At 42.3% G+C, this 19801-nt stretch carries 24 protein-coding genes; 18 read left to right on the top strand and 6 right to left on the bottom strand.

Annotation, left to right across the window (positions count from 1 at the left end; genetic code table 11):
• The first annotated feature begins 46 nt into the window (after window positions 1-46).
• Together FGL90_RS05770 and FGL90_RS05775 are read left to right on the top strand one after the other, a co-directional pair.
• Entirely contained in the window at window positions 47-703 is a 657-nt protein-coding gene (locus FGL90_RS05770; protein ID WP_147657275.1) for a Fic family protein, read from the top strand.
• Between the two features lie 150 nt (window positions 704-853).
• Window positions 854-1342, top strand: coding sequence for a hypothetical protein (locus tag FGL90_RS05775; protein WP_147657277.1), 489 nt, complete (start codon window positions 854-856; stop codon window positions 1340-1342).
• 44 nt (window positions 1343-1386) lie between these two features.
• On the opposite strand, the gene FGL90_RS05780 is transcribed toward FGL90_RS05775, so the two are convergent.
• From FGL90_RS05780 to rlmD, 3 genes are all read right to left on the bottom strand, one after another.
• Complete coding sequence (locus FGL90_RS05780) at window positions 1387-1809, bottom strand: hypothetical protein (RefSeq protein ID WP_010620322.1); 423 nt, start codon at window positions 1807-1809, stop codon at window positions 1387-1389.
• A 206-nt stretch (window positions 1810-2015) separates the two neighbouring features.
• The gene (locus FGL90_RS05785) at window positions 2016-2444 is read right to left on the bottom strand and encodes a hypothetical protein (RefSeq protein ID WP_010620321.1); all 429 of its coding nucleotides are present in this window, start codon (window positions 2442-2444) and stop codon (window positions 2016-2018) included.
• A gap of 68 nt (window positions 2445-2512) precedes the next feature.
• The gene (gene rlmD / locus FGL90_RS05790; RefSeq protein ID WP_147657279.1) at window positions 2513-3934 is read right to left on the bottom strand and encodes a 23S rRNA (uracil(1939)-C(5))-methyltransferase RlmD; all 1422 of its coding nucleotides are present in this window, start codon (window positions 3932-3934) and stop codon (window positions 2513-2515) included.
• Window positions 3935-4256: 322 nt separating this feature from the next.
• Between rlmD and FGL90_RS05795 the strand changes: the two genes are divergently transcribed.
• The 3 genes from FGL90_RS05795 to FGL90_RS05805 all read left to right on the top strand — a co-directional run bounded on the left by FGL90_RS05795 (window position 4257) and on the right by FGL90_RS05805 (window position 6423).
• The gene (locus FGL90_RS05795) at window positions 4257-4565 is read left to right on the top strand and encodes a hypothetical protein (RefSeq protein WP_010620319.1); all 309 of its coding nucleotides are present in this window, start codon (window positions 4257-4259) and stop codon (window positions 4563-4565) included.
• Window positions 4566-4692: 127 nt separating this feature from the next.
• A complete protein-coding gene (locus tag FGL90_RS05800) occupies window positions 4693-5541 on the top strand; it encodes an aldo/keto reductase (RefSeq protein ID WP_147657281.1) in 849 nt (282 codons plus the stop codon).
• Between the two features lie 129 nt (window positions 5542-5670).
• Window positions 5671-6423 carry a glucose 1-dehydrogenase gene (locus FGL90_RS05805; protein ID WP_010620317.1) on the top strand — a complete coding sequence of 251 codons (753 nt, stop codon included), beginning with the start codon at window positions 5671-5673 and terminating at the stop codon, window positions 6421-6423.
• A 116-nt stretch (window positions 6424-6539) separates the two neighbouring features.
• Here FGL90_RS05805 and FGL90_RS05810 read toward each other — a convergent pair whose 3' ends face one another.
• From FGL90_RS05810 to FGL90_RS05820, 3 genes are all read right to left on the bottom strand, one after another.
• Window positions 6540-7409 carry a DegV family protein gene (locus FGL90_RS05810; RefSeq protein WP_010620316.1) on the bottom strand — a complete coding sequence of 290 codons (870 nt, stop codon included), beginning with the start codon at window positions 7407-7409 and terminating at the stop codon, window positions 6540-6542.
• Window positions 7410-7496: 87 nt separating this feature from the next.
• Window positions 7497-8417, bottom strand: a complete 921-nt coding sequence (locus FGL90_RS05815) for an L-lactate dehydrogenase (protein ID WP_010620315.1) — start codon at window positions 8415-8417, stop codon at window positions 7497-7499.
• Between the two features lie 125 nt (window positions 8418-8542).
• Window positions 8543-9469 carry an L-lactate dehydrogenase gene (locus FGL90_RS05820; protein WP_147657282.1) on the bottom strand — a complete coding sequence of 309 codons (927 nt, stop codon included), beginning with the start codon at window positions 9467-9469 and terminating at the stop codon, window positions 8543-8545.
• 208 nt (window positions 9470-9677) lie between these two features.
• Between FGL90_RS05820 and FGL90_RS05825 the strand changes: the two genes are divergently transcribed.
• From FGL90_RS05825 to FGL90_RS05880, 13 genes are all read left to right on the top strand, one after another.
• On the top strand, window positions 9678-11609 hold the full coding sequence (locus FGL90_RS05825; protein ID WP_147657284.1) for an ABC transporter ATP-binding protein/permease: 1932 nt from the start codon (window positions 9678-9680) through the stop codon (window positions 11607-11609).
• Between the two features lie 289 nt (window positions 11610-11898).
• Window positions 11899-12381 carry an Rrf2 family transcriptional regulator gene (locus tag FGL90_RS05830; protein WP_010620312.1) on the top strand — a complete coding sequence of 161 codons (483 nt, stop codon included), beginning with the start codon at window positions 11899-11901 and terminating at the stop codon, window positions 12379-12381.
• Entirely contained in the window at window positions 12368-15094 is a 2727-nt protein-coding gene (locus FGL90_RS05835; RefSeq protein ID WP_147657286.1) for a YhgE/Pip domain-containing protein, read from the top strand. Before FGL90_RS05830 ends, FGL90_RS05835 begins: the two co-directional genes overlap by 14 nt.
• Window positions 15095-15840: 746 nt before the next feature.
• Window positions 15841-16050: a DUF1659 domain-containing protein gene (locus FGL90_RS05840; RefSeq protein ID WP_010620310.1), complete on the top strand. Its 210-nt coding sequence runs from the start codon at window positions 15841-15843 to the stop codon at window positions 16048-16050.
• 16 nt (window positions 16051-16066) lie between these two features.
• A complete protein-coding gene (locus FGL90_RS05845; protein ID WP_010620309.1) occupies window positions 16067-16303 on the top strand; it encodes a DUF2922 domain-containing protein in 237 nt (78 codons plus the stop codon).
• Between the two features lie 75 nt (window positions 16304-16378).
• Window positions 16379-16510: a hypothetical protein gene (locus FGL90_RS10565; protein ID WP_263862578.1), complete on the top strand. Its 132-nt coding sequence runs from the start codon at window positions 16379-16381 to the stop codon at window positions 16508-16510.
• 118 nt (window positions 16511-16628) lie between these two features.
• Window positions 16629-17093 carry a hypothetical protein gene (locus tag FGL90_RS05850; RefSeq protein ID WP_147657288.1) on the top strand — a complete coding sequence of 155 codons (465 nt, stop codon included), beginning with the start codon at window positions 16629-16631 and terminating at the stop codon, window positions 17091-17093.
• Between the two features lie 185 nt (window positions 17094-17278).
• The gene (locus tag FGL90_RS05855) at window positions 17279-17542 is read left to right on the top strand and encodes a HigA family addiction module antitoxin (protein WP_010620307.1); all 264 of its coding nucleotides are present in this window, start codon (window positions 17279-17281) and stop codon (window positions 17540-17542) included.
• Between the two features lie 201 nt (window positions 17543-17743).
• Complete coding sequence (locus FGL90_RS05860; RefSeq protein ID WP_010620306.1) at window positions 17744-18040, top strand: type II toxin-antitoxin system RelB/DinJ family antitoxin; 297 nt, start codon at window positions 17744-17746, stop codon at window positions 18038-18040.
• Window positions 18033-18359 carry a hypothetical protein gene (locus tag FGL90_RS05865; protein ID WP_033445257.1) on the top strand — a complete coding sequence of 109 codons (327 nt, stop codon included), beginning with the start codon at window positions 18033-18035 and terminating at the stop codon, window positions 18357-18359. The genes FGL90_RS05860 and FGL90_RS05865 overlap by 8 nt, the downstream gene beginning before the upstream one ends.
• A 32-nt stretch (window positions 18360-18391) precedes the next feature.
• Window positions 18392-18715, top strand: a complete 324-nt coding sequence (locus tag FGL90_RS05870; RefSeq protein WP_010620304.1) for an SIS domain-containing protein — start codon at window positions 18392-18394, stop codon at window positions 18713-18715.
• 123 nt (window positions 18716-18838) lie between these two features.
• Window positions 18839-19387 (top strand): hypothetical protein, encoded by a 549-nt coding sequence (locus FGL90_RS05875; RefSeq protein ID WP_029327591.1) that lies wholly within the window; start codon window positions 18839-18841, stop codon window positions 19385-19387.
• 2 nt (window positions 19388-19389) lie between these two features.
• On the top strand, window positions 19390-19650 hold the full coding sequence (locus FGL90_RS05880; RefSeq protein ID WP_010620302.1) for a helix-turn-helix domain-containing protein: 261 nt from the start codon (window positions 19390-19392) through the stop codon (window positions 19648-19650).
• Window positions 19651-19801: the final 151 nt, after the last annotated feature.

Raw genomic sequence — 19801 nt, forward strand, 5'->3', positions numbered from 1 at the left:
GGAGCTTCTGAGGATTAACACACAGGTAGAGGACCGGTGAATTTGTTTGAAAGACAAGTATAAGTTAACGCAAGAGGAAAACCGCTTTGTTGCAGCTAAAAATTTAGTCAACATGGTTTATTCAAATTCCAAGTTTGAAGGCGTTGCGGCGACCCTAGCACAAACGCAAACCATTATTAATGGCATGAGCGTTTCAGGCATTTCAATTGATGATGTGGAAGTAATCGTTGATTTAAAAAACGCATTTAGCTACATCATTGAGCACGATGAGCCGTATACTTTGAAGACCAGTCAGGCATTAAATCGGATTGTTTCCAAAAATGATGGCATGTATCCTGGCGAGATTCGAACGGGGAACGTGGAAATTGGGGGAATGGATTTTGTCCCCGGTATTCCAAACGTTTACGAAATGCAAAAACAGATTACCGAACTCATGATGTCGGACCTGACACTAACTGAAAAATCGTTACGCTTAATGTATGAAATGATGCGCGCCCAATTATTTTGGGACGGCAATAAACGAACCGCAATCATAGCAGCCAACTATCTGCTCATTAATGGTGGCGGGGGCATTATCAATATCTCAATAAATCAGTTGGAAAAGTTTAATACCTTGATGCGAAATTTCTATACGACCGGGCAATTAGATGAGTTATTGCAATGGACGTACGACAATTGTATCTACGGAATCGACTACGATTAATTTTAAAAACACTTGGAATTAAAATTTTAGATGTGGTATGCTACAAAACGTCAACAAAATAACGCGCGTATAATTGATCAGCGTAAAGTCAGTCAAAGACTTTGCGCTATTTTTTTGTGCAAAAAACGTGAACGAAATGGAGAAATTGAGTTGAAATTTTTTATGTATTTACCCCGGAACAAGAAAGAATTTGCCTTATTTTTACTACTCGTTTCAGTGATTTCCGTTAATATCATTGCCCCAATTATTACGAGTTTTGAAGTGGGTTTTAGTTTTCAAACCTGGAAATCGACGCTCAAAGTTTTACCCTTTATTTGGCTAGTGGTGGTTGTGCTAGTTATCCTAACTAACGCACCAGCGACTTGGATGAAGGACAAAATTGTCGCCAAAGGGGATAGTTTCAATGCCCACATAATCGTGAACGTCTTATGCAACGTGTTGATGATGTCGATTATTTTAACGGTTGTTGGCGCTTGGATTGGGCAAGGGCAACTGAGCCTCGATCCAATCACCGATTTTGCTTACCGTTGGCCACGTAATTTTGCGGTTTCATTTGCGGTCGAATTACTAATTGCGCAACCAATCGCACGACAGGTACTGTATCTCATCCATTCATCGCAAGAAACTGCGTCAAATTAGACAAAAAAGGCGTCACACAAAATTGTGTGACGCCCTTTTTTAAATTATGCTCGCTTACCATGCCAGCGACGGCTGTTGGTTCTAGCCACAAAATCGCGACGTAAAACCCAGCCCCACAATAATTGAATAGTTCCAATTATTGCTAATAGCTGTAACCATGGATAAAACTCGGCAAAAACCCAACTTTCGAATAGGGTCGCAATAAGTAATAGGATGCCCATTATTAAACTCATGGACGCGGTGTAGACGTGGTTTCGATGACCAGCCCACCAGCCCAGTAGATTCCCTAGGCCAAAAATAATTACTACTATGATTCCCAATATACGATAGTTTTCGAAGGGACCATTGACAAGTAATGTCGTTGATAGTCCTAAAAACGTACCGCTTGAATCGATCATTAGGCCGATGCCGCTCACAAGTGCACTGATTCCAATGACAAAGTGCAAAATTGATGAGAGCTTATGCATATGCATCAACCTCCTATATATAAAGTCTGAACAGTGATAACGACAAAATAGTTATCAAATTTCGTTCATCCTCATTAAAATTTAATCTGTAAGCAAACTTGCTCACTATTAATCAATAGCTCATTATATGGCATCCCAAGGTAAAAAGCCAGAAAAAAGCAATAAAAAAACCAATCAGCATAAGAAAAGGCTAATTGATTTCTAATTTATTTGAGATATCGACTTTGCGTTAGTAGGTCCTTCGAATGCTCATCAGCTGGTTTAAAGCCACGAGCTGACAAGTGTCGAAAGTACATCATGTTGTAAAAGAAGCCCCAAACGATTCCCATAATCGTGTTGGTCATTTCAAAGGTTTGGGCAATATTAACATGATAGAAGGAGGCGATTCCCATAGAAACGCCCGCACTAATCCCGAGCATACACAACAGATTGTACCAATCGGACCGGAACACCGGCACCCACCAGCCAAAAATCAGCGCGGTGAACGAAAAGCCAACTTTGGCAATTCGCATGTCACCGGACTCGGTGTGGACCATCGTTGCGTAATTTGGTGGTAGCGGAAGGCCCCCAGGACCCATGCCGTTGCCGTTATCATCATTATTGTTGTTTCCATTATTTCCAAATGGATTCTGCATCGTTAACCAGCTTTCTAAATTATCCTAATAAGACATCTTAGCGCAAAAAACGAAAACATGCTAGTAATCTATCGCAAATGCATCCGCACAACGGCTTCACAGCGAGCAGTTTGGGGCATCATGTCAACAGATTGGATGTAGTCAACGTTATAGACCTCAGTCAATTTGACTAAATCCTGTGCCATGGTTGATGGGTTACATGAAATATAGACGAATTTTTCTGGTCTGGTAGTCAAGATAGTTTCAAGCAGCGTATCGTCTAAACCGGTACGAGGAGGATCGACAATTAAAGCGGTCGGTTCCCAGCCAAGTGCGAGCCATTGAGGGATCACATCTTCAGCCTTGCCGGCGACGTAGTGGGCATTTTGAATCCCGTTTTGTTTGGCATTTTGGTTGGCATCGTCAACGGATTCTGCAATGGTATCCATTCCGCGAACTTCTTTGGCGGAGCTGGCAATTGAAAGACCAATCGTTCCAACACCGGAGTAGGCATCAATCACGTTGTCGTCCGCCGTCAAATTGAGTCCCTTGAGACCTTCGGCATACAGCTGTTCAGTCATGAATGGGTTCAATTGCAGGAAGGCCCGAGCCGACAAATTAAAGCGCAACTTATTTAAGTATTCTTCTATATAAGTCTTGCCTGCCAATGGCTTTGTTTCCTCGCCCCAAATGAGGGAAGTTTTGCCTGGGTTAACATTTTGCATGACGGAAACGACATCAGGGAGCTCTGCTTCAATTCGTTCGAGCAACTCGCGCTTCTTGGGTAACTTCTGAGAGTTAGTCACGAAAACGAGTTGTGCTTGTTGCGTTGAAACGGCTACCCGAATGACAACCGTTTTAACGATCCCAGATTCAGCTTCTTCATCGTAAATGGGAACGTCTAAATCCTGAAGCATTTTGACGACAGCGCGCATGATGGTCATCGTCAATGGATATTGGACGGAACAAGTTTCCAAATCGACGACTTCATGGGTGCCTTCTTTATATAATCCGGCGACCACTTTGTCATCAATTTTACGGATTTGAAATTGGGCCTTATTACGGTAGGCGTATGGATCCTCCATGCCGATGGTTGGGCGCAACTCGTAATCCATGTAGCCACGGGGATGATACTTTTCTAGCGATTGAACAACCACGTCCCGTTTAAATTGGAGCTGAGCGGGATAAGCTAAATGTTCTAGCTCAAAGCCGCCGACGTTACCTGCATAGGCATCACGTGGTTCAACCCGGTTAGGGCTTTTCGTTCTAATTTTGTGAATCTTAGCGTCAAGGTAGCGAGCGTGAATCCGCGTTACCTCTGCGACAACGACCTCATCTGGTAGAGCGCCGGGGATGAAAACGGTCTTGTGCTTATAGTAGCCAATTCCTTCCCCATTAATGCCGAGGCGTTTGATTGTCAGTGGAAAACGCTGACCTTCTTCAACCTCAACGTCTGGCTGTGGTTGGCGGTTGCGTGAATTTCGATTTTGATTTGAATGATTATAGTTCATTTGGTCTCCTTAGTGTGCGTTCTTTCTACAATATATGCGTTTAACTACGTGGTTGATTATAACAGAGAAAGGCAATGTTTGTTTTTTGAATCCTATCAGGCACTCGAAATTTTTCTATTTAAACTTGATTTAAATCAGTTAACTAAAATGTGAAGTTTGATAAACTTGTGTCAGATAAGGGATTAGCCAACATTATTACAAAATGATGACGAAAATCTCAGCGTTTTCAAAGGGAATGTTAGGGCTTTCTTTACCAATTAAACCCAATTTCGTAAAACTTTGACGATATGATGGTTATATTCAGAAAGAAGGATTGATGATTATGTTACTTGAAGACAACTACTCAGAACAGCCACTTATTCCTGTTCAACTCATAACGGTAACCCCACACAAGCTGTTGGCCATTACCGAAAATCATCAAGTTGTGTTTGTAAACGTGCCTAAAGAAGCCACTAAAAAACGAGATAAAACTTACTGGGAATCATTAAAAGACATTGCGCGAAGTGAAATTTGGATCCCCATCACAGAAGTTGGACACTACTTGATTGACACAGATTGGTTAGCCGAAGATGAAGGGCAACTGACCTACATTGAAGCAATTGATGAACGTCACGACAAGCAAACAAAGTAATAAGCAGTTTCCTACCTAATGATTAGAATAATTAAAAAATTCTGAGACTTTATGTTTCCCCCCTGAACTAATTACTAGTAAAATTACCAGTGTAAACTAGTCAGTGTGTTCAAGGAGGAGAAAGCAAATGAGTCTAACGGATACTTATCAATTAAGTAATGGCGTTAAGATACCAATTGTGGGATTTGGTACTTGGCAGACAGCATCTGGGGATGTTGCTTACGAAGCAGTGAGCGAAGCGTTGCGTGCAGGATACCGCCACATCGATACGGCTGCTGCCTATGGAAATGAAGAAAGCGTTGGTGAAGCAATTAAGGATTCTGGTGTCAAACGACAGGATCTATTTGTAACCACTAAATTGTGGAATGCCAAACATGGTTATGAGGCGACTAAACAAGGATTTGCGAATTCGTTATGTCGCTTGGGTTTAGATTATATTGATTTGTACCTGATTCATTGGCCTAATCCTGCTGAATTTCGAGACAACTGGCAACAAATGAACGCTGAAAGCTGGAAAGCAATGGAAGAACTTTATCGTGATGGTAAAGTGAAGGCAATCGGCGTTTCAAACTTCCGTGAACACCACTTGGACGCACTACTAGAAACGGCTGAAATTAAGCCAATGGTTAACCAAATATTTCTTAATCCGTCAGATTTACAGCCCTCAGTCGTTGACTATAACAAGAATCACGGCATTTTGTCGGAGGCATACAGCCCGCTCGGAACGGGCAAGGTTTTTGCTATTGCCGAATTGGGCGAACTTGCCAAAAAGTATCACAAATCAGTGCCGCAACTCATTTTGCGATGGCACTTACAGCACGGATTCCTACCACTCCCTAAGTCGATTCATAAAGACTATATTAAGGAGAATGCCCAGATCTTCGATTTTGAAATTGATGAAACTGATATGAAAAAAATCGATGACCACCATGGTGAGGCAGGGCTGGCGACGAATCCGGATACGACTGCATTTTAAAATTAAAATATCTTTTAAGGAGGCACCCAATGATAATTGAGGTGCTTTTTTTGGTTCTTGGAGAACATGTGATGTATATCACATTATGCTACAATAATCGTGTAAGTTAATTTGAAAGGAGTGTTATTTATGGGAAGGTTAGACAATAAAGTAGCAATTATTACTGGTGGCGTTAAAGGAATTGGCTTAGCAATTGCTGAGGAGTTCGCAGATGAAGGTGCTAAGGTTGTCGTTACTGACATCGATGATAAATCAGCGGAAAGTATTGAAAAGTTAAATAAACCAGACAAAATTAAATTTTATAAGCAAGATGTTACTGATTCTAGCCAGTGGCCAAAGGTTTTTGATTTTGCAAGAAAAGCTTTTGGAGAAGTTACAACGTTAGTAAATAATGCAGGTATTTCAGTCGAAAAGAGTATTGAGAATACTACTGATGATGAATGGAAGAGTGTCATTGGAGTAAACTTGAATGGGACTTTTTTTGGCACGCGTGAAGGAATCCGACAAATGAAAAACTTAGATGGCGGAGCTTCAATCATTAACATGGCTTCTATTGAAGCATTTGTGGGAGATCCAAACTTAGGTGCTTATAATGCTTCTAAGGGTGGTAGTACTTTGCTAACTAAATCTGCTGCCCTTGATAGTGCATTGCGTGACTATGGGGTTCGGGTAAACAGCGTTCATCCTGGATACATTGCAACACCACTAGTTAAGGCACAAAAAGGGATGGAAGAAAGAATGTCTGTAAGGACCAAGACCCCAGTTGGGCATATTGGAACCCCTAAAGACATTGCTTACATCTGTGTTTACCTCGCTTCAGATGAATCAACCTATGCAACTGGAGCCCAATTTACGGTTGATGGTGGATATTCAGCACAATAAAATAGTGATGTAATGAAAAGACGACCAATAAAATGGTCGTCTTTTTTACCTATGTTATACAATTCAGAAAACAAAAGAGGTGTCTGAACTGTAAAAGCGTTCAATTATAATAATAATTAAACCCGTTTTTCACTACCAAATGAGAACACCGCCACACATCCCAAACCGGTATGGCTTGCAATGGTGGGGCCAATCTTGGTGATGGTGAATCTAGCATTTGGAACTGTCTTTTTAATTTCATTTTCGATAACGTGGGCCGCATCAACGGCTCGGGACGTGCAAATTAGGATTCTTGGAGATTCCCGATCAACCAGCGTTGCCACGGTGTTTGCTGCCAACGCTTCGAGGGATCGTCGCCGAGAGCGCGCTTTTTTGACAACGCGCAAATGGCCCTTGGCATCCATATCCATAATCGGTTTAATGTGCAGCAACGTTCCGAAAGCTGCGGAAGTTCGCGAGACGCGACCACCATGATACAGATAGTTCAGATCATCAACCGTGAACCAATGCTGATAGTGAAGTCGATTGCGAACCAGCCAATCGGATAACTCAGCTATTCCCATTCCAGCATCCCGTTTATCCACCGCGTCAAGCAGCATGAGGCCCTGACCGGAACTGGCCGCTAGGGAATCAACCAGACAAATTTTGGCATCGGGGTACGTATTTAATAGTAAGTTTCGAGCCTGTTGGGCGCTATTAAATGTCCCACTCAATCCTGACGAAAATCCGAGGTAGAGGATGGGGGTGCCAGCTTTGACGTAAGGCTCAAAAAAGGCAACAAATTGACCGATATTAATTTGAGCCGTATTCGGCATCAATCCGGAGTCAATTTGGTCGTAAAAGTGTTCTAAATCAAAGTGGTGTTCAAGGTCGTCCTTGTATTCTTGGCCGTTGACGTTGACGTGTAGCGAGACAAATTCAACGTTGTTGTCGACTAGTAGTTGGAATGGTAAATCAACCGACGAGTCCGTTAATAGTTGATACATTGTGCACCTTCTTCGTTCGCTCATTATTACTTCATATTTTACGCCCCTGAAAGCCCACTGTCACGCGACGCGACGATTAAAAAAGGATTAGTGACGCAACGTTTCAACTTTTTCCAAAATGATGTCAGCTGAGGCCTTCATTTTCTGCTCCTCATCAGCGGTCAGAGCAATTTGAGTCAGCGATTCAATCCCGTTTTTACCAATGATGGCGGGTTGACCGATATAGACTTTGTAGGCATCACTGTAGGCGGAAACCGGGCAGGCTAATTTGGCATCGGAGAAGACCGCCATGGCTAATTTAACCGCACAGGTTGCAACGGCAAAATTGGTGTAGCCCTTGCCTTCGAACACCATGACACCACCGAGGCGAATGGCTTCCTCAAATTTGTCCAAATCAACATTGTGGGAATGCTGCAACGTTCGAATTGGCACGCCATTAACCTGAACAGTTGACCAGGCGGTGAATTGAGAAGCACCGTGTTCGCCCAAAGCATAGCCAGAAACATTGTTGGCACTCACACCAAATGATTGGCCAACGACTTTTTGCATTCGGGCGGTATCGAGGAAAGTGCCCGTTCCAAAGATTTTATTTCGTGGGTAGTCGAGCTGCTCTTGTAAATATTGGGTCATGCAGTCACACGGATTCATGATGCTAATGATGATTCCGTTAAAGCCAGACGCCTTGATTTGCGGCGCCATGTCGGCTACGACCATTTTGTTAAATGAAAGCTCGCCCATGCGGCCATCCGCACCGCTGCCCATTGCGGCAACTTTGCCAGCCGTGATAATCAAAATATCTGCATCCTTTAATTCTGAGTAATCCTGAATTTTGATGGTAGTGTTTGAGTCCAAACGGCCCAAGGAGTCCTGCAAATCTAGTTGTTCAGCAACGACTTTCTTTTCATTTTTATCGATCATGACGAGTTCGTCAGCAAGTCCCTTAGTTACTAACGTATAGGCGATGGTTGCCCCAACGTTTCCCATTCCAATTAAGCCAATTTTGCGCATTGTAAATGCCTCGCTTTCGTATTATGTTTCCGTTTTCATTTTACAGCTAACGGAGCGAAAGAGGATTAAAGACGAATTAAAAACGGTCAAGACGGAAGGTCTTGGCCGTTTATTGTCGTATTAATTTACTTTACCTTTGGCAGTGTTTCAAATCGTTCCCGAATGAAGTTCGCTGATGCCTTGAACTTCTCCTCTTCCTCATCGGTCAGCGGCAAAGTGGTGACATACTCAACGCCATTTTTGCCAATCACGCCAGGTTGGCCGACGTAGGTTCCATACTTCTCGTTAAATGAGGAGCAGGGACAAGCTAATTTAGCATCCGACAAAACAGCCTGACTGAGTTTAATGGCACAAGTTGCGATTGCAAAGTTTGTGTAGCCTTTGCCGGAGTGAACGGTCCAGCCGCCAAAGCGGGCCTTTTCTTCCATATCGTCGAAATTAAGCTGCTTTTCTGCTTGGTAACTTTCGATGGCGAGGCCGTTTACCTGAACGGTTGACCAGGCGGTAAATTGGGATGCGCCATGCTCGCCTAGCGTGTATCCGGTAACATTCTTGGGATCAACGTCAAACGTTTCCCCGACAACTTTTTGCATCCGAGCTGTATCGAGAAAGGTGCCGGTACCAAATACCTGGTTTTGAGGTAAGCCGGTTGCCTGCTGCAGGTAGTAAGTGATGCAATCGCACGGATTCATGACATCAATGAGGACGCCGTGGAATCCAGACGCCTTAATTTTTGGTGCAATATCTTGGACGATTTGCTTGGTATCCTTGAACTCTGCCCAACGGTCGCCGGAATTCTTGGTTAACGCATAAATGTTCCCAGAAGTGACAAATAGAATATCAGCGTCAGCAATCTCAGCGTAATCATGCGCCTTGATGGTGGTGTGCGAGTCTAGTCGTGCTTGGGCATCTTGAAGGTCGAGCATCTCAGCAGTTGCCTTCTCCTTGTTCTTATCAATCAGGACTAATTCATCCGCAATCCCTTTCGTAACTAAGGTGTACGCAATGGTCGCACCAACGTGACCGATTCCAACAATTGCAAATTTTCTCATATGTAAAAGCCTTCATTTCTTAAAAGTGTGTGTCACTCTAATCAAATTATCATTGTTTACTAATCTATCAATCATTTTAAAAACTGTCAAGTTGCGCCATTCTTATGATTTAATAAAAAGCGACACATTTGGCGAAAAAGACCAATAGGAAGGGTATACTTTGTGACTGCCAGGGTGTTTGGCGAACTAATTTTAAGGGAGGCAACAAATGAGCTTTCTAGAGCTAAAAGATATTCATAAATCTTACTATGTTAATAAAGAGGAATTTAAAGTTTTAAAGGGGATCAACCTGTCGTTTGAACGAGGGGAATTCGTTTCAATCTTGGGTGAATCTGGTGGCGGTAAAACGACACTGATGAACATCATCGGTGGCCTAGATGCCCGCTATACCGGGGAAGTCTTGCTAAATGGCAAGTCCCTTCGCGATAATAATGAGAAGAAGTGGGATGCCTATCGGCGCGAAACAATCGGTTTTATTTTCCAAAACTTCCACTTAATTAGTCACCTCAGCATTTTGGATAACGTCATGGTGTCCCTTGAAATGACCAAGCTCTCTCGGAAGGAACAGCTGGCGCGGGCCAAGGAACTTCTTGAGAAGGTTGGCTTGAAGGAACACATTCACAAGTATCCAAACCAGATTTCGGGTGGGCAAAAGCAGCGGATCGCCATCGCGCGGGCGTTAGCGTCAGATCCCGAAATCATCATCGCCGATGAGCCAACCGGTGCGCTGGATTCTCAGAATACCAAGGAAATCATGGCCTTGCTCGATGATATTGCCAAGGATGACAAACTCGTCATCACCGTGACCCACTCACAAGAGGTTGCTAACCACGGAACTCGAATTGTCCATATGGAAGATGGTCAGATTGATCAAGATGACCACATCAAGGAAACCTTCCCAGTTTCCGACAATCCGGAAGTGCTGCCAACAAAGCGCTTAGGATTTGGTGCGACCGTCAAAATGGCGTTGAAGCACATGCGCTACAATTTGACGCGAAATATTTTGATTATTTTTGGTGCGTCAATCGGGATTTTCTCCGTGCTACTGATGTTGGGACTGGGAACTGGGGTCAAAGGGTACATCAACCACGAAATTTATTCGCAGGTGAACCCAACTTCAGTTCAAGTTGCGCAGAAGACGAATAGTCAAAAGCCGGCAAAGACGGAAATGACGCAGTCTGATGCTGATAAATTTGCCAAAATTAAGAACGTTAAAAATGCCAAATTGGGCTATTACGCTTCTGGTGCCACGGTCAATTATAATAAGACCAACGCGCAGCTCCAATTTGTGCAAACTAAGAATAGTACCATGATGGCCAAGAACCTGAAGAAGGGGAATCAACCTAAGTCTGGCGAAATTGCCATCACCAAGGCGGTTGCTAAGAAGTTCAATAAAAAGAATCCGAACCAGATGATTGGTAAAAAGATTACGTTCTACTTGCCTGGACTTAAGGCCAACAACCAACCAGTGACGATGAAGAAGTCACTGAAGGTTTCGGGCATCGTTGCGGATAGTAACGGTCCCGTCATCACCTTTAACACGATTAAATCCTTATATAAGGAAAACAACGTCAAATTTTACCCGAACTTTGTGACGGTTAAGATTAACGAAGTTGGTAACGTTGATAAGGTTCAAGACAAGATTAAGGCTTACAAAAATAGCGACAACAAGGGTAAGGCCCAGTATCAAATTACGGGTGTCGGTTCAATCGTTGATACACTGAATACTTATATCCAGTTAGCCGTCTACGTGCTTGCCGGAATCGCCGGAATTTCACTGCTTGTTTCAGCCATCATGATTATTGTGGTGCTGTACATCAGTGTGACGGAGCGGACGAAGGAAATCGGGATTTTGCGGGCGCTTGGTGTTCGTAAGGGTGATATTCGAAACTTGTTTATTTCTGAAGCGTTCTTCCTGGGACTGTTCTCAAGTATTCTTGCGCTAATCTTCGGTTACTTGGCGCAATGGGGAATCAACGCAATCTCGGATAGTGCGATTAATTACTCGCTGGTTGGCATTACGGCGGGGTACGCAACGTTTGGAATTGTGATTTCAGTTGTGATTAGCTTGTTAGCAGCCCTCGCACCGTCGAGAAGAGCGGCAAAGATGGATCCAATTGAAGCATTGTCGTATGAGTAAAATTTAAATTAGAGAGAAGTAGCTACCAGATTCTGGTGGCTATTTTTTTGTTTGAAAATCACAGCAACGCGTTTTCATTTATTTTGTGAAGAAATGTTTTATTAAGCATTTCTAACAAAGCCGTTGACTTATCAAATTTTCTTAACAGGCTTCATAATAGTCTATAATTAATTTTAATGGACACTGCTCCACGAATTGACAGCATGAAAACCCTTGAAATTATTTTCAAAGTGGATAAACTTTATCCATGAATACTAAATGAAAATTAAAAGAAAGGGGCACCCACATCATGAAATTTAAATCCGGAATCGAACAAACACTTTGCATTTTAACAATGTTGGCACTCCAAAAGAATTCAAAGCCAGTGCGCAGTTCACTGATTAGTGGACGTTTGGCTGTTTCAGACTCCTACCTAAAAAAGATTATGCGTCAACTTGTTGTGTTCGGACTGGTTACTTCAGATTCTGGGCGCGAAGGCGGATTCCGCTTAGCCAGGCCTCTTTCGAAGATTACCTTGTTAGATGTTTTTGATGTGATTGAGGGAAAGGCACAGTTTGCGCAGTCAAGCGGGCTTTCATGCCAAGTCTTTTCTGATCATGTGCAGGACCTGAATCGCAAAGATGCGCTAATGAACGCATTTGGAGAAGCAGAACAACTCTATCGCAAACGATTAAAGCAATTTAACCTAGGTCAATTACTGACAATTGACCATCAGGTAGACTGGGAATCAATTATAAAAGTTGGGAGGGAACACCTTAATGTCACTACTTAAAGCCGAATGGAAAAGCATGATTTCAAAACGTTGGACGCGGATTGTCATGGTTGCACTGATTTTCATTCCTTCATTATATGCCGTCATTTTCCTAGCATCATTGTGGGATGCATACGGTAAACTCTCTGATTTGCCGGTTGCCATTGTTAACCAGGATAAAACAGTTAGTTTAAATGGAACTAAAACAAACGTCGGAAATCGACTTGTTAAAAATTTGCACAATAATAACGGACTCAAATGGGAGTACTTGAACAGTGAATCCAAGGCTGACAAGGGTTTGAAGGATGGTAAGTACTATATGGTCTTGACCATTCCAAAGGACTTTTCGAAGAATTCGACAACTGTTCTAAATAAGACCCCTAAGCAAATGGATCTTAGTTACAAGACGGCGGCTGGTCATAGTTTCATCGGTGAAAAGATGACGACGCACGCTGCCACCCAGCTGAAAAACAAGGTTTCCGCGCAGGTTACGAAAACTTACGCAAAGACAATGTTTGATGCCGTTAAATCTGCTGGTTCTGGCCTGACCAAAGCCAGCAATGGTGCCGGGAAGTTGGATAAGGGAACGGAAAAGCTCGAAGCTGGCGACAAGACGCTGAATGATGGGCTCCAAACCCTTTCAACAAGTACCTTGAAGTTCAAGAGTGGGGCGGACACATTTGATACCAGCCTTGGAACCTACATCAAGGGTGTGTCAAAAGTTAATAGTGGTGCTAAGCAAGTTAGTACGGGTCTAAACCAGTACGTTGCTGGGGTTGCCACTCTGAACGGTGGTGCCGGAACGCTCTCTGATGGCTTAACCAAGCTAGGCAAACAGGTTAGCCCACTTGCCAAAGGGGTTGACCAACTGAATACGGGGGCCAAGAAATTGGACACCGGTTTAACGACCTATACAAATGGTGTTAAACAAGTTTATACGGGGGCAAATAGCTTAAGTGACGGCTTAATTCAACTTCGAGATGGATCAACTCAGCTCGCAGGTGGAATGGATACGTTAGACGCCACACTGAAGGCCAACTCCGCTAAGATTGACGCCTTAAGCGGTGAACTTACCAAAGGTCAAACGGAGCTGAAAGAGGCTCAGACGGCTTTTGATCAAATTAACGTTAAGGTTGATGATATTCTCAATCAGACGGATCAAGGAAAAGATATCGACTCAGTCGTGACGCTTGCCACTAATCTGCAGACACAACTTAGTGGTCTTTCTGAAGAGTCCAATTTGACGCAATTACGTAAAATGGCCAATGATCCTAATTTGACGAGTGAACAACAATCACAACTTAATGGCGTCATTAGTGATATGAAAGATCGCCAAACGAAAATCAATGCGATTTCGTCTGATGTTAAGTCAATCAAAACGGCCGCTGACAGCTTAACTGGCAGTTCAAGCAACACGACTGCCGGAGAAGTTGCGGCTATTCAGTCGACGCTTCAAACGAAATTAAACGAATTAAACTCGGCATTAACCGCCGGATCAAACAGTATGACACAGTTCGCACAGCTTCAATCTGGGGTTAGTCAGTTAACCACGGCATCACACAAGCTGAACAGTGGCCTGATTACCGCAACCAACAGTCAGAACCTTGGCAAACTTGTGACCGGAATTGGGACGCTTAACAATAGCTCTAGCCAATTGACGAGTGGCGCTAACCAAATCTACGCCGGAACCAGTCAAATGGCCGGCAAGATGCCAACGTTGACGTCTGGTGTTAACCAGCTCGTTAGTGGTGGCCGACAGGTTGCCAGCGGGACAAGTCAGTTGAATTCCAAGAGTGGTCAACTGTCATCAGGTGCTGCTGCGGTTGCTTCTGGTACCCAACAACTAGCTTCAAATGGCACTAAACTTCAAAATGGTGCAGATACGATTGATTCAAGTGCTGGCCAATTAGCGACCGGTGCCGGCAAACTTGCCAGCGGTTCTAAGACTCTCAACAGTGGCCTTGGGACGTTAGGCGACGGAACGCACACACTTCACACGCAGTTAGCAGCTGGTGCCAAGCAAGTCGCTAAGTTAAAGGCAACACCTAAGACGTACAAAATGATGTCAACACCCGTTAAGGAAGATCATGATGAAACGGCTCCCGTTGAAAATAACGGAACTGGGATGACGCCATACATGATCTCAGTCGGACTATTCGTTGGTGGCTTAACGTTCACCATCATGTATGACCTATATTCACCACGTAAGTACCCTAACAAGGGGTCTGCTTGGTGGGCAAGTAAAGCGTCAGTTGTTGGCGCAATGGCTATTTTGCAGTCGATTGCGGTTGTCAGCTTGCTGATGATTGTCGACGGATTGCATCCATTGCATCCATGGGCAACGTTTGGCGTTACATTACTGACGGCGCTTGCGTTCCTCAGTCTGATATCGTTATTCGCGGTAGCGCTCGGTAAGGTCGGGTCGTTCATCATGTTAGTCTTCATGGTGCTACAACTATCAGGATCTGCCGGGACGTATCCAATCGAATTATCAAACGGGTTCTTCGAGGCCATCCACGGATGGTTGCCGATGACGTACTCGATTGATGCCTTGCGAAATACACTTTCGATTGGCGGGCCAATTGGCAAAGACGTGCTGTACTTGTTCGTCATGCTGATTGTCAGCAACCTGCTATGGCTCGGATTCTACTTTGTTAAGCATCTTCATTTCCGTTTCCAAGATGATGGAACATGGACGGAAGACCATACCGGAATTCTAGATAAAATTAGATAAAATCATGAGTCAATATGTGCCGGAAAATACTGGGGATATGCTAGTATATGGGTGAGGAAACCGAGATGAGGTTTCCAGGTTAGATATTAGCTAAGAGGACGAACAAACCCTAATTAAGTAACTTTTTCTATGATCTTTGCATGTCATATATATGTTTAAGCACAACCCCTACCTCAAGTCACTCTTAGCCCTTAATATAGATGCGTCTCCCAGAAATGGGGGGCGTGTTTTTTTGTGGAACTCGTTTAAGCTATACAACAGTAAGGTGATGCTTTGCTTCACCAGTTTTCCTAACGGAACGCCATGCACCTTTTCCAAGCCAAAAAACGGTCTTGGAAATAGCCGTTTGACTGGTCATTAAAATGACAGCCAAATTTCATGGCTGGTTAGGAACTGGTTACCGCTTGAGAGTTTCTCAGCAACAATCCTCACTGGCTATAAGCTGATTTGAGACAAAAGCGAGAGAACCTTTATCAGTACAACTATGGCGATGCTTCGCTTCACCAGTTTTCCTAACGAAAGCCATGCACCTTTTCCAAGCCAAAAAGCGGTCTTGGAAATAGCCGTTTGACTAGTCATTAAAATGACAGCCAAATTTCATGGCTTGTTAGGAACTGGTTACCGCTCGAGCCGACTTCCAGCTACATTTTGAAAAGTAGGTTGACACTTCTTTTGCCTCGCGTGTTTGTATCCATGTAAGCGTTGGCCGACAATTACATAAATTAGTTGAAATGAGGAATTCACACATGGAAAAGAAATGGACACGCACCGGACTCACAATGGTAATGACTGACGAAAATGGACAAAGTAAGCACAGCTTCTCAAACGTGGTCGAGACCCCTAAAGAGGATCAAATTGCGAACTTTGGACTCATTTTGGAAAAGTTAACCGGCAAGAAGTTCGATAGTGCAGTGATCACGACTGCTGATAATGTAATGACGACACCAGCCATCTAATTAGGAGGAAATACACATGACAAGCACAACTAAACAAACGTTACAATTTACTTTGGCCGACGCAAACGGTGCCAAACATACGCTTTCAATGCCATACGCGCTACCTGATTTGCCCGAAGAGGACTTATTAGAAGCAATGGATAATTTTAAGAAGTTAGAATTATTTGCAAAGGATGGCGCTAAGCTCTATGCCACCGAAAAATCAATTCAATACGTCAAGACTGAAACAAACCTGATCACCAGCTACAAGTAGGCTTTTGCCTAGCACAACCCTCCACCGTTTATCCGAATTGTATGTTCCGTACCTGTAACAGGAGGGGGCTGCGACATGGAAAAAGTTTGCTTAATCGCGATTGCCAGTGCATTAATTTTGTATGGGTGTCGCTACCAGAATCAAGAAGTGGCGTGGGTGGGGATGACCTTGCTCATGTCAGAGTTGAAAGAAAAGCAACAGATATAGGAAATGGCTCAGAATCCGATGATGGATTCTGGGCCATTTTTGCGTCTGTAAATAAAAGTAGAAAGACCTTATAATATAATTATGTTTAATCAACTATTTATTTCTTGGAGGAGATAACATGAAAAAGTTCTATTGGCTAATGATGGTGATCGCCATGGTATTGGGAATTGGCATGATGCCATCAAATGCATCTGCCACTTCGACCACCAAACACGTGACGGTACCCGCCTCAATGAGAGGAACCTGGACGACACACAGAGACAAGAAAAAGAATTCAACTTCTTTTAAGATGACTAAATATTCCATCTATATAACTGACTATCATAAAGGGATTAAGACAAATCGACTTTGGCTTCACGGAAGTACTTTCAAAAAAGGATCCAAGGCAATACCTTTCCAACTGAGAAAACAAACTTCCAAAGATCAGTTTCACGGTTATTGGTTCTTAAACTCCAGTGGATTAACAAGATACTTAAAAGCAACAACGAAAAAATACAAAGGTCATAAAGTGAAAGTCATCAGGCAAAAAAATTACAATTATGGCTACACGCCCACCACATACACCTACTATTATAAGAAATAGAATTATTAAAGACTCAATCCAATTTGGAACGCTATGGCAGAAAAAAGGTACAATTTTAGTGATTAGTTAGAAATGACTACTAAAAATTAGTTGCGGACATAAAAATAGATTGGTTAGCCTCAATGATTCACAGTCAATATTATACTGACGGCATGAGAAACGAAATTAAGGAGGCCATAGCTATCATGGCAAACAAAGTATACGAGATAAATCCAGACTATGTAACTAAACCGGGGGACATACTTAGCGAGACACTTGATAGTCTGAACATGACGCGAAGTAACCTAGCAAATAAAGCCGGAGTTACAAGTCAACAAGTTGCCCACGTGATTAGTGGAGAACAGCTAGTAACCCTTAGTTTTGCCAATAAACTTGAAATAGTGCTCAAGGTGCCAGCTTCTTTTTGGATGAACTTAGAAACCAATTATCGAAAATTCCTTCAAGATTAAAAATAGAAAAAATTTAGCTTGTATTATTTGTGAGGTAAAGCAACAGATATAGAAAATGGCTCAGAATCCGATGATGGATTCTGGGCCATTTTTGCGTAATTATAAGTAAATAGACTAATTAAGTAGTCCAATTGATTCAAATAGATTATAATAGGGTGGTAGATAGATTTGAAAGTAACTATTTTTCCTAGGAGGGTAACTATGGCAGCTAATGCAAATAACAGTAAACCCAAAGTCCAAAGCAACATTGATTCAGAAACATACGAAGAAGCGAGTGCTATTCTTAAAGAATTGGGAATCAATCACGCGACTGCGATTAGTATGTTTTACCATCAGATAGTTAATCAAGGAAAGTTACCTTTTGATGTAGGTGTCTCTAAGGAAAGACTGGCTGACATCCGATTAGGCGCAGCAATCAAGACAATCCCAAGTAAACGGGCAAAGAGTAAGGCTGAGTTAATGGAGTGGCTTGAAAACGCCGATAAAGAGGATGAATGAGATCGTTACAGTATTTATTGAATATACTGAGATAAATGGTGGGAAAAAGAGGCCCGCGCTTGTTTATCAAAGAAATGAAGAGTCTCTGATTCTGCTTAGAATAACATCTCATTTTGAAAATAAGTCAGCAAAGATAAAAAAGCAATATTATCATATTGATAAATGGGAACAAGCAAATCTAGCAAAAGAATCATGGATTGACGTAGGAAGTACAGAGACTTTTCCAGCACATGGTCTGAATTTAAAAGTCATTGGACAATTATCATTGTTGGATAAGGTTGGACTATCTAAATTTATCGAAAATTTTTATCATCAATAATCAACTACCTTTATTCAATGGCGGGCTTCAAGGTGCATTATCCCCGAGATCATGACTTTCGACGGATTGAAATGGAACAGGTAAAGGCTAATTCGCTCGTGTTTATTTTGACCTATGACGGAAATGATGGGGAACTACTATCGATGATGAATCACTTTATTGAACGACCTGAGCGTCCCCTGTTGATTTCGGTCACGGAGGCGGATAACAACACCATTCAAAATTTAAGTGACATCAACCTCTATATTTTTACCGACGAGGTGCATCTTAATCATGCGGATATTAGTTCGAGAATCTCGACGATTGCAATTTTAGAGTTAATTTTGTATCAGTATATTGAGGATTATGAAAAGTGAGGAAGAAGACCAAATTGGATTAAATCTGATTTGTTCTTTAATTTGTTGCTAATTCGTTGTCCTGATCAAGAATTGCGTATTTATTACTTAGGTGACTTAATAAATGCGAAATTGGAGATAAAAATGGAATTTTATGTATTAAGGAAAAGCCCTGTCTTACTTAAATTTTCTGGAAGGAGATTGGCTTTAAATTATATAATTGGGCTAATTGAACAAAATCAGAGGGTACTATTTTTCCTTTCTCAAATCGAGATAATGTTCAACGAGCTAACAATTAATGATGATGGTCAGATTGCAAATTTACAGACGGAAAAGAACTCCGGACGTCAAGTCCACTTTTTAGTTGAAAAAATGTATAATCCACTAACTCAGGAATTTGCCAGTTGGAAGCTGATTAAATTTTTGAATAGTTCAAATAGGAGCTACGAAGTTCGAGTAGATTCTCAATCAGAACACATAAGGCTTGTCTTTAGTCCAAATTTATTCCACAATGAGTGGGCAATAGTTTACTCTTTTGGCATGACTAAAAGACCAGGTATTTTAAAATACCTCCCAGAGGAAAGAAGTGCAAATTGGTTAACGACGCAATTTGCTGTGAAGACTGATGAAATTAGTTTTGAATTGGAGCAACTAAATGATCATAGAAGAAATGACTTTCTCGAGGAGATGTAATTATGAATATTGAAAAATTTCTTGGTAATAAACCACTCGATCCTGAAATTAAAGCATATTTTGATTCTGAAGAACTAAAATTCGGCAATCAAATTCTAACCACACGCTTTAAATTGGGCTTTACTCAAGAAGACACAGCTGCCAGATTAGGTCTCTCTCTCCTCGATTATTTGAAGTATGAGGGTGGCTCAAAAGAGTTCACCCTAGATGATTACAAAACAATCCTAAAGAAAATAGAAGACTTTAAAGCACCGATTAAATAAACATTCAGCGGATTAACAAGGAGTGCCCCTCAACGGCACTCCTTTTTTGTGTTCTAATATAACTCCAGCTTATGTAAGCCTTATCACTACTTGTTATACAATTCACAAATAGTTCAATATAATGAACTTGTACTCAAATAGGAGGAAACCA

Source organism: Secundilactobacillus malefermentans, assembly GCF_008033155.1.
Taxonomy (GTDB): domain Bacteria; phylum Bacillota; class Bacilli; order Lactobacillales; family Lactobacillaceae; genus Secundilactobacillus; species Secundilactobacillus malefermentans.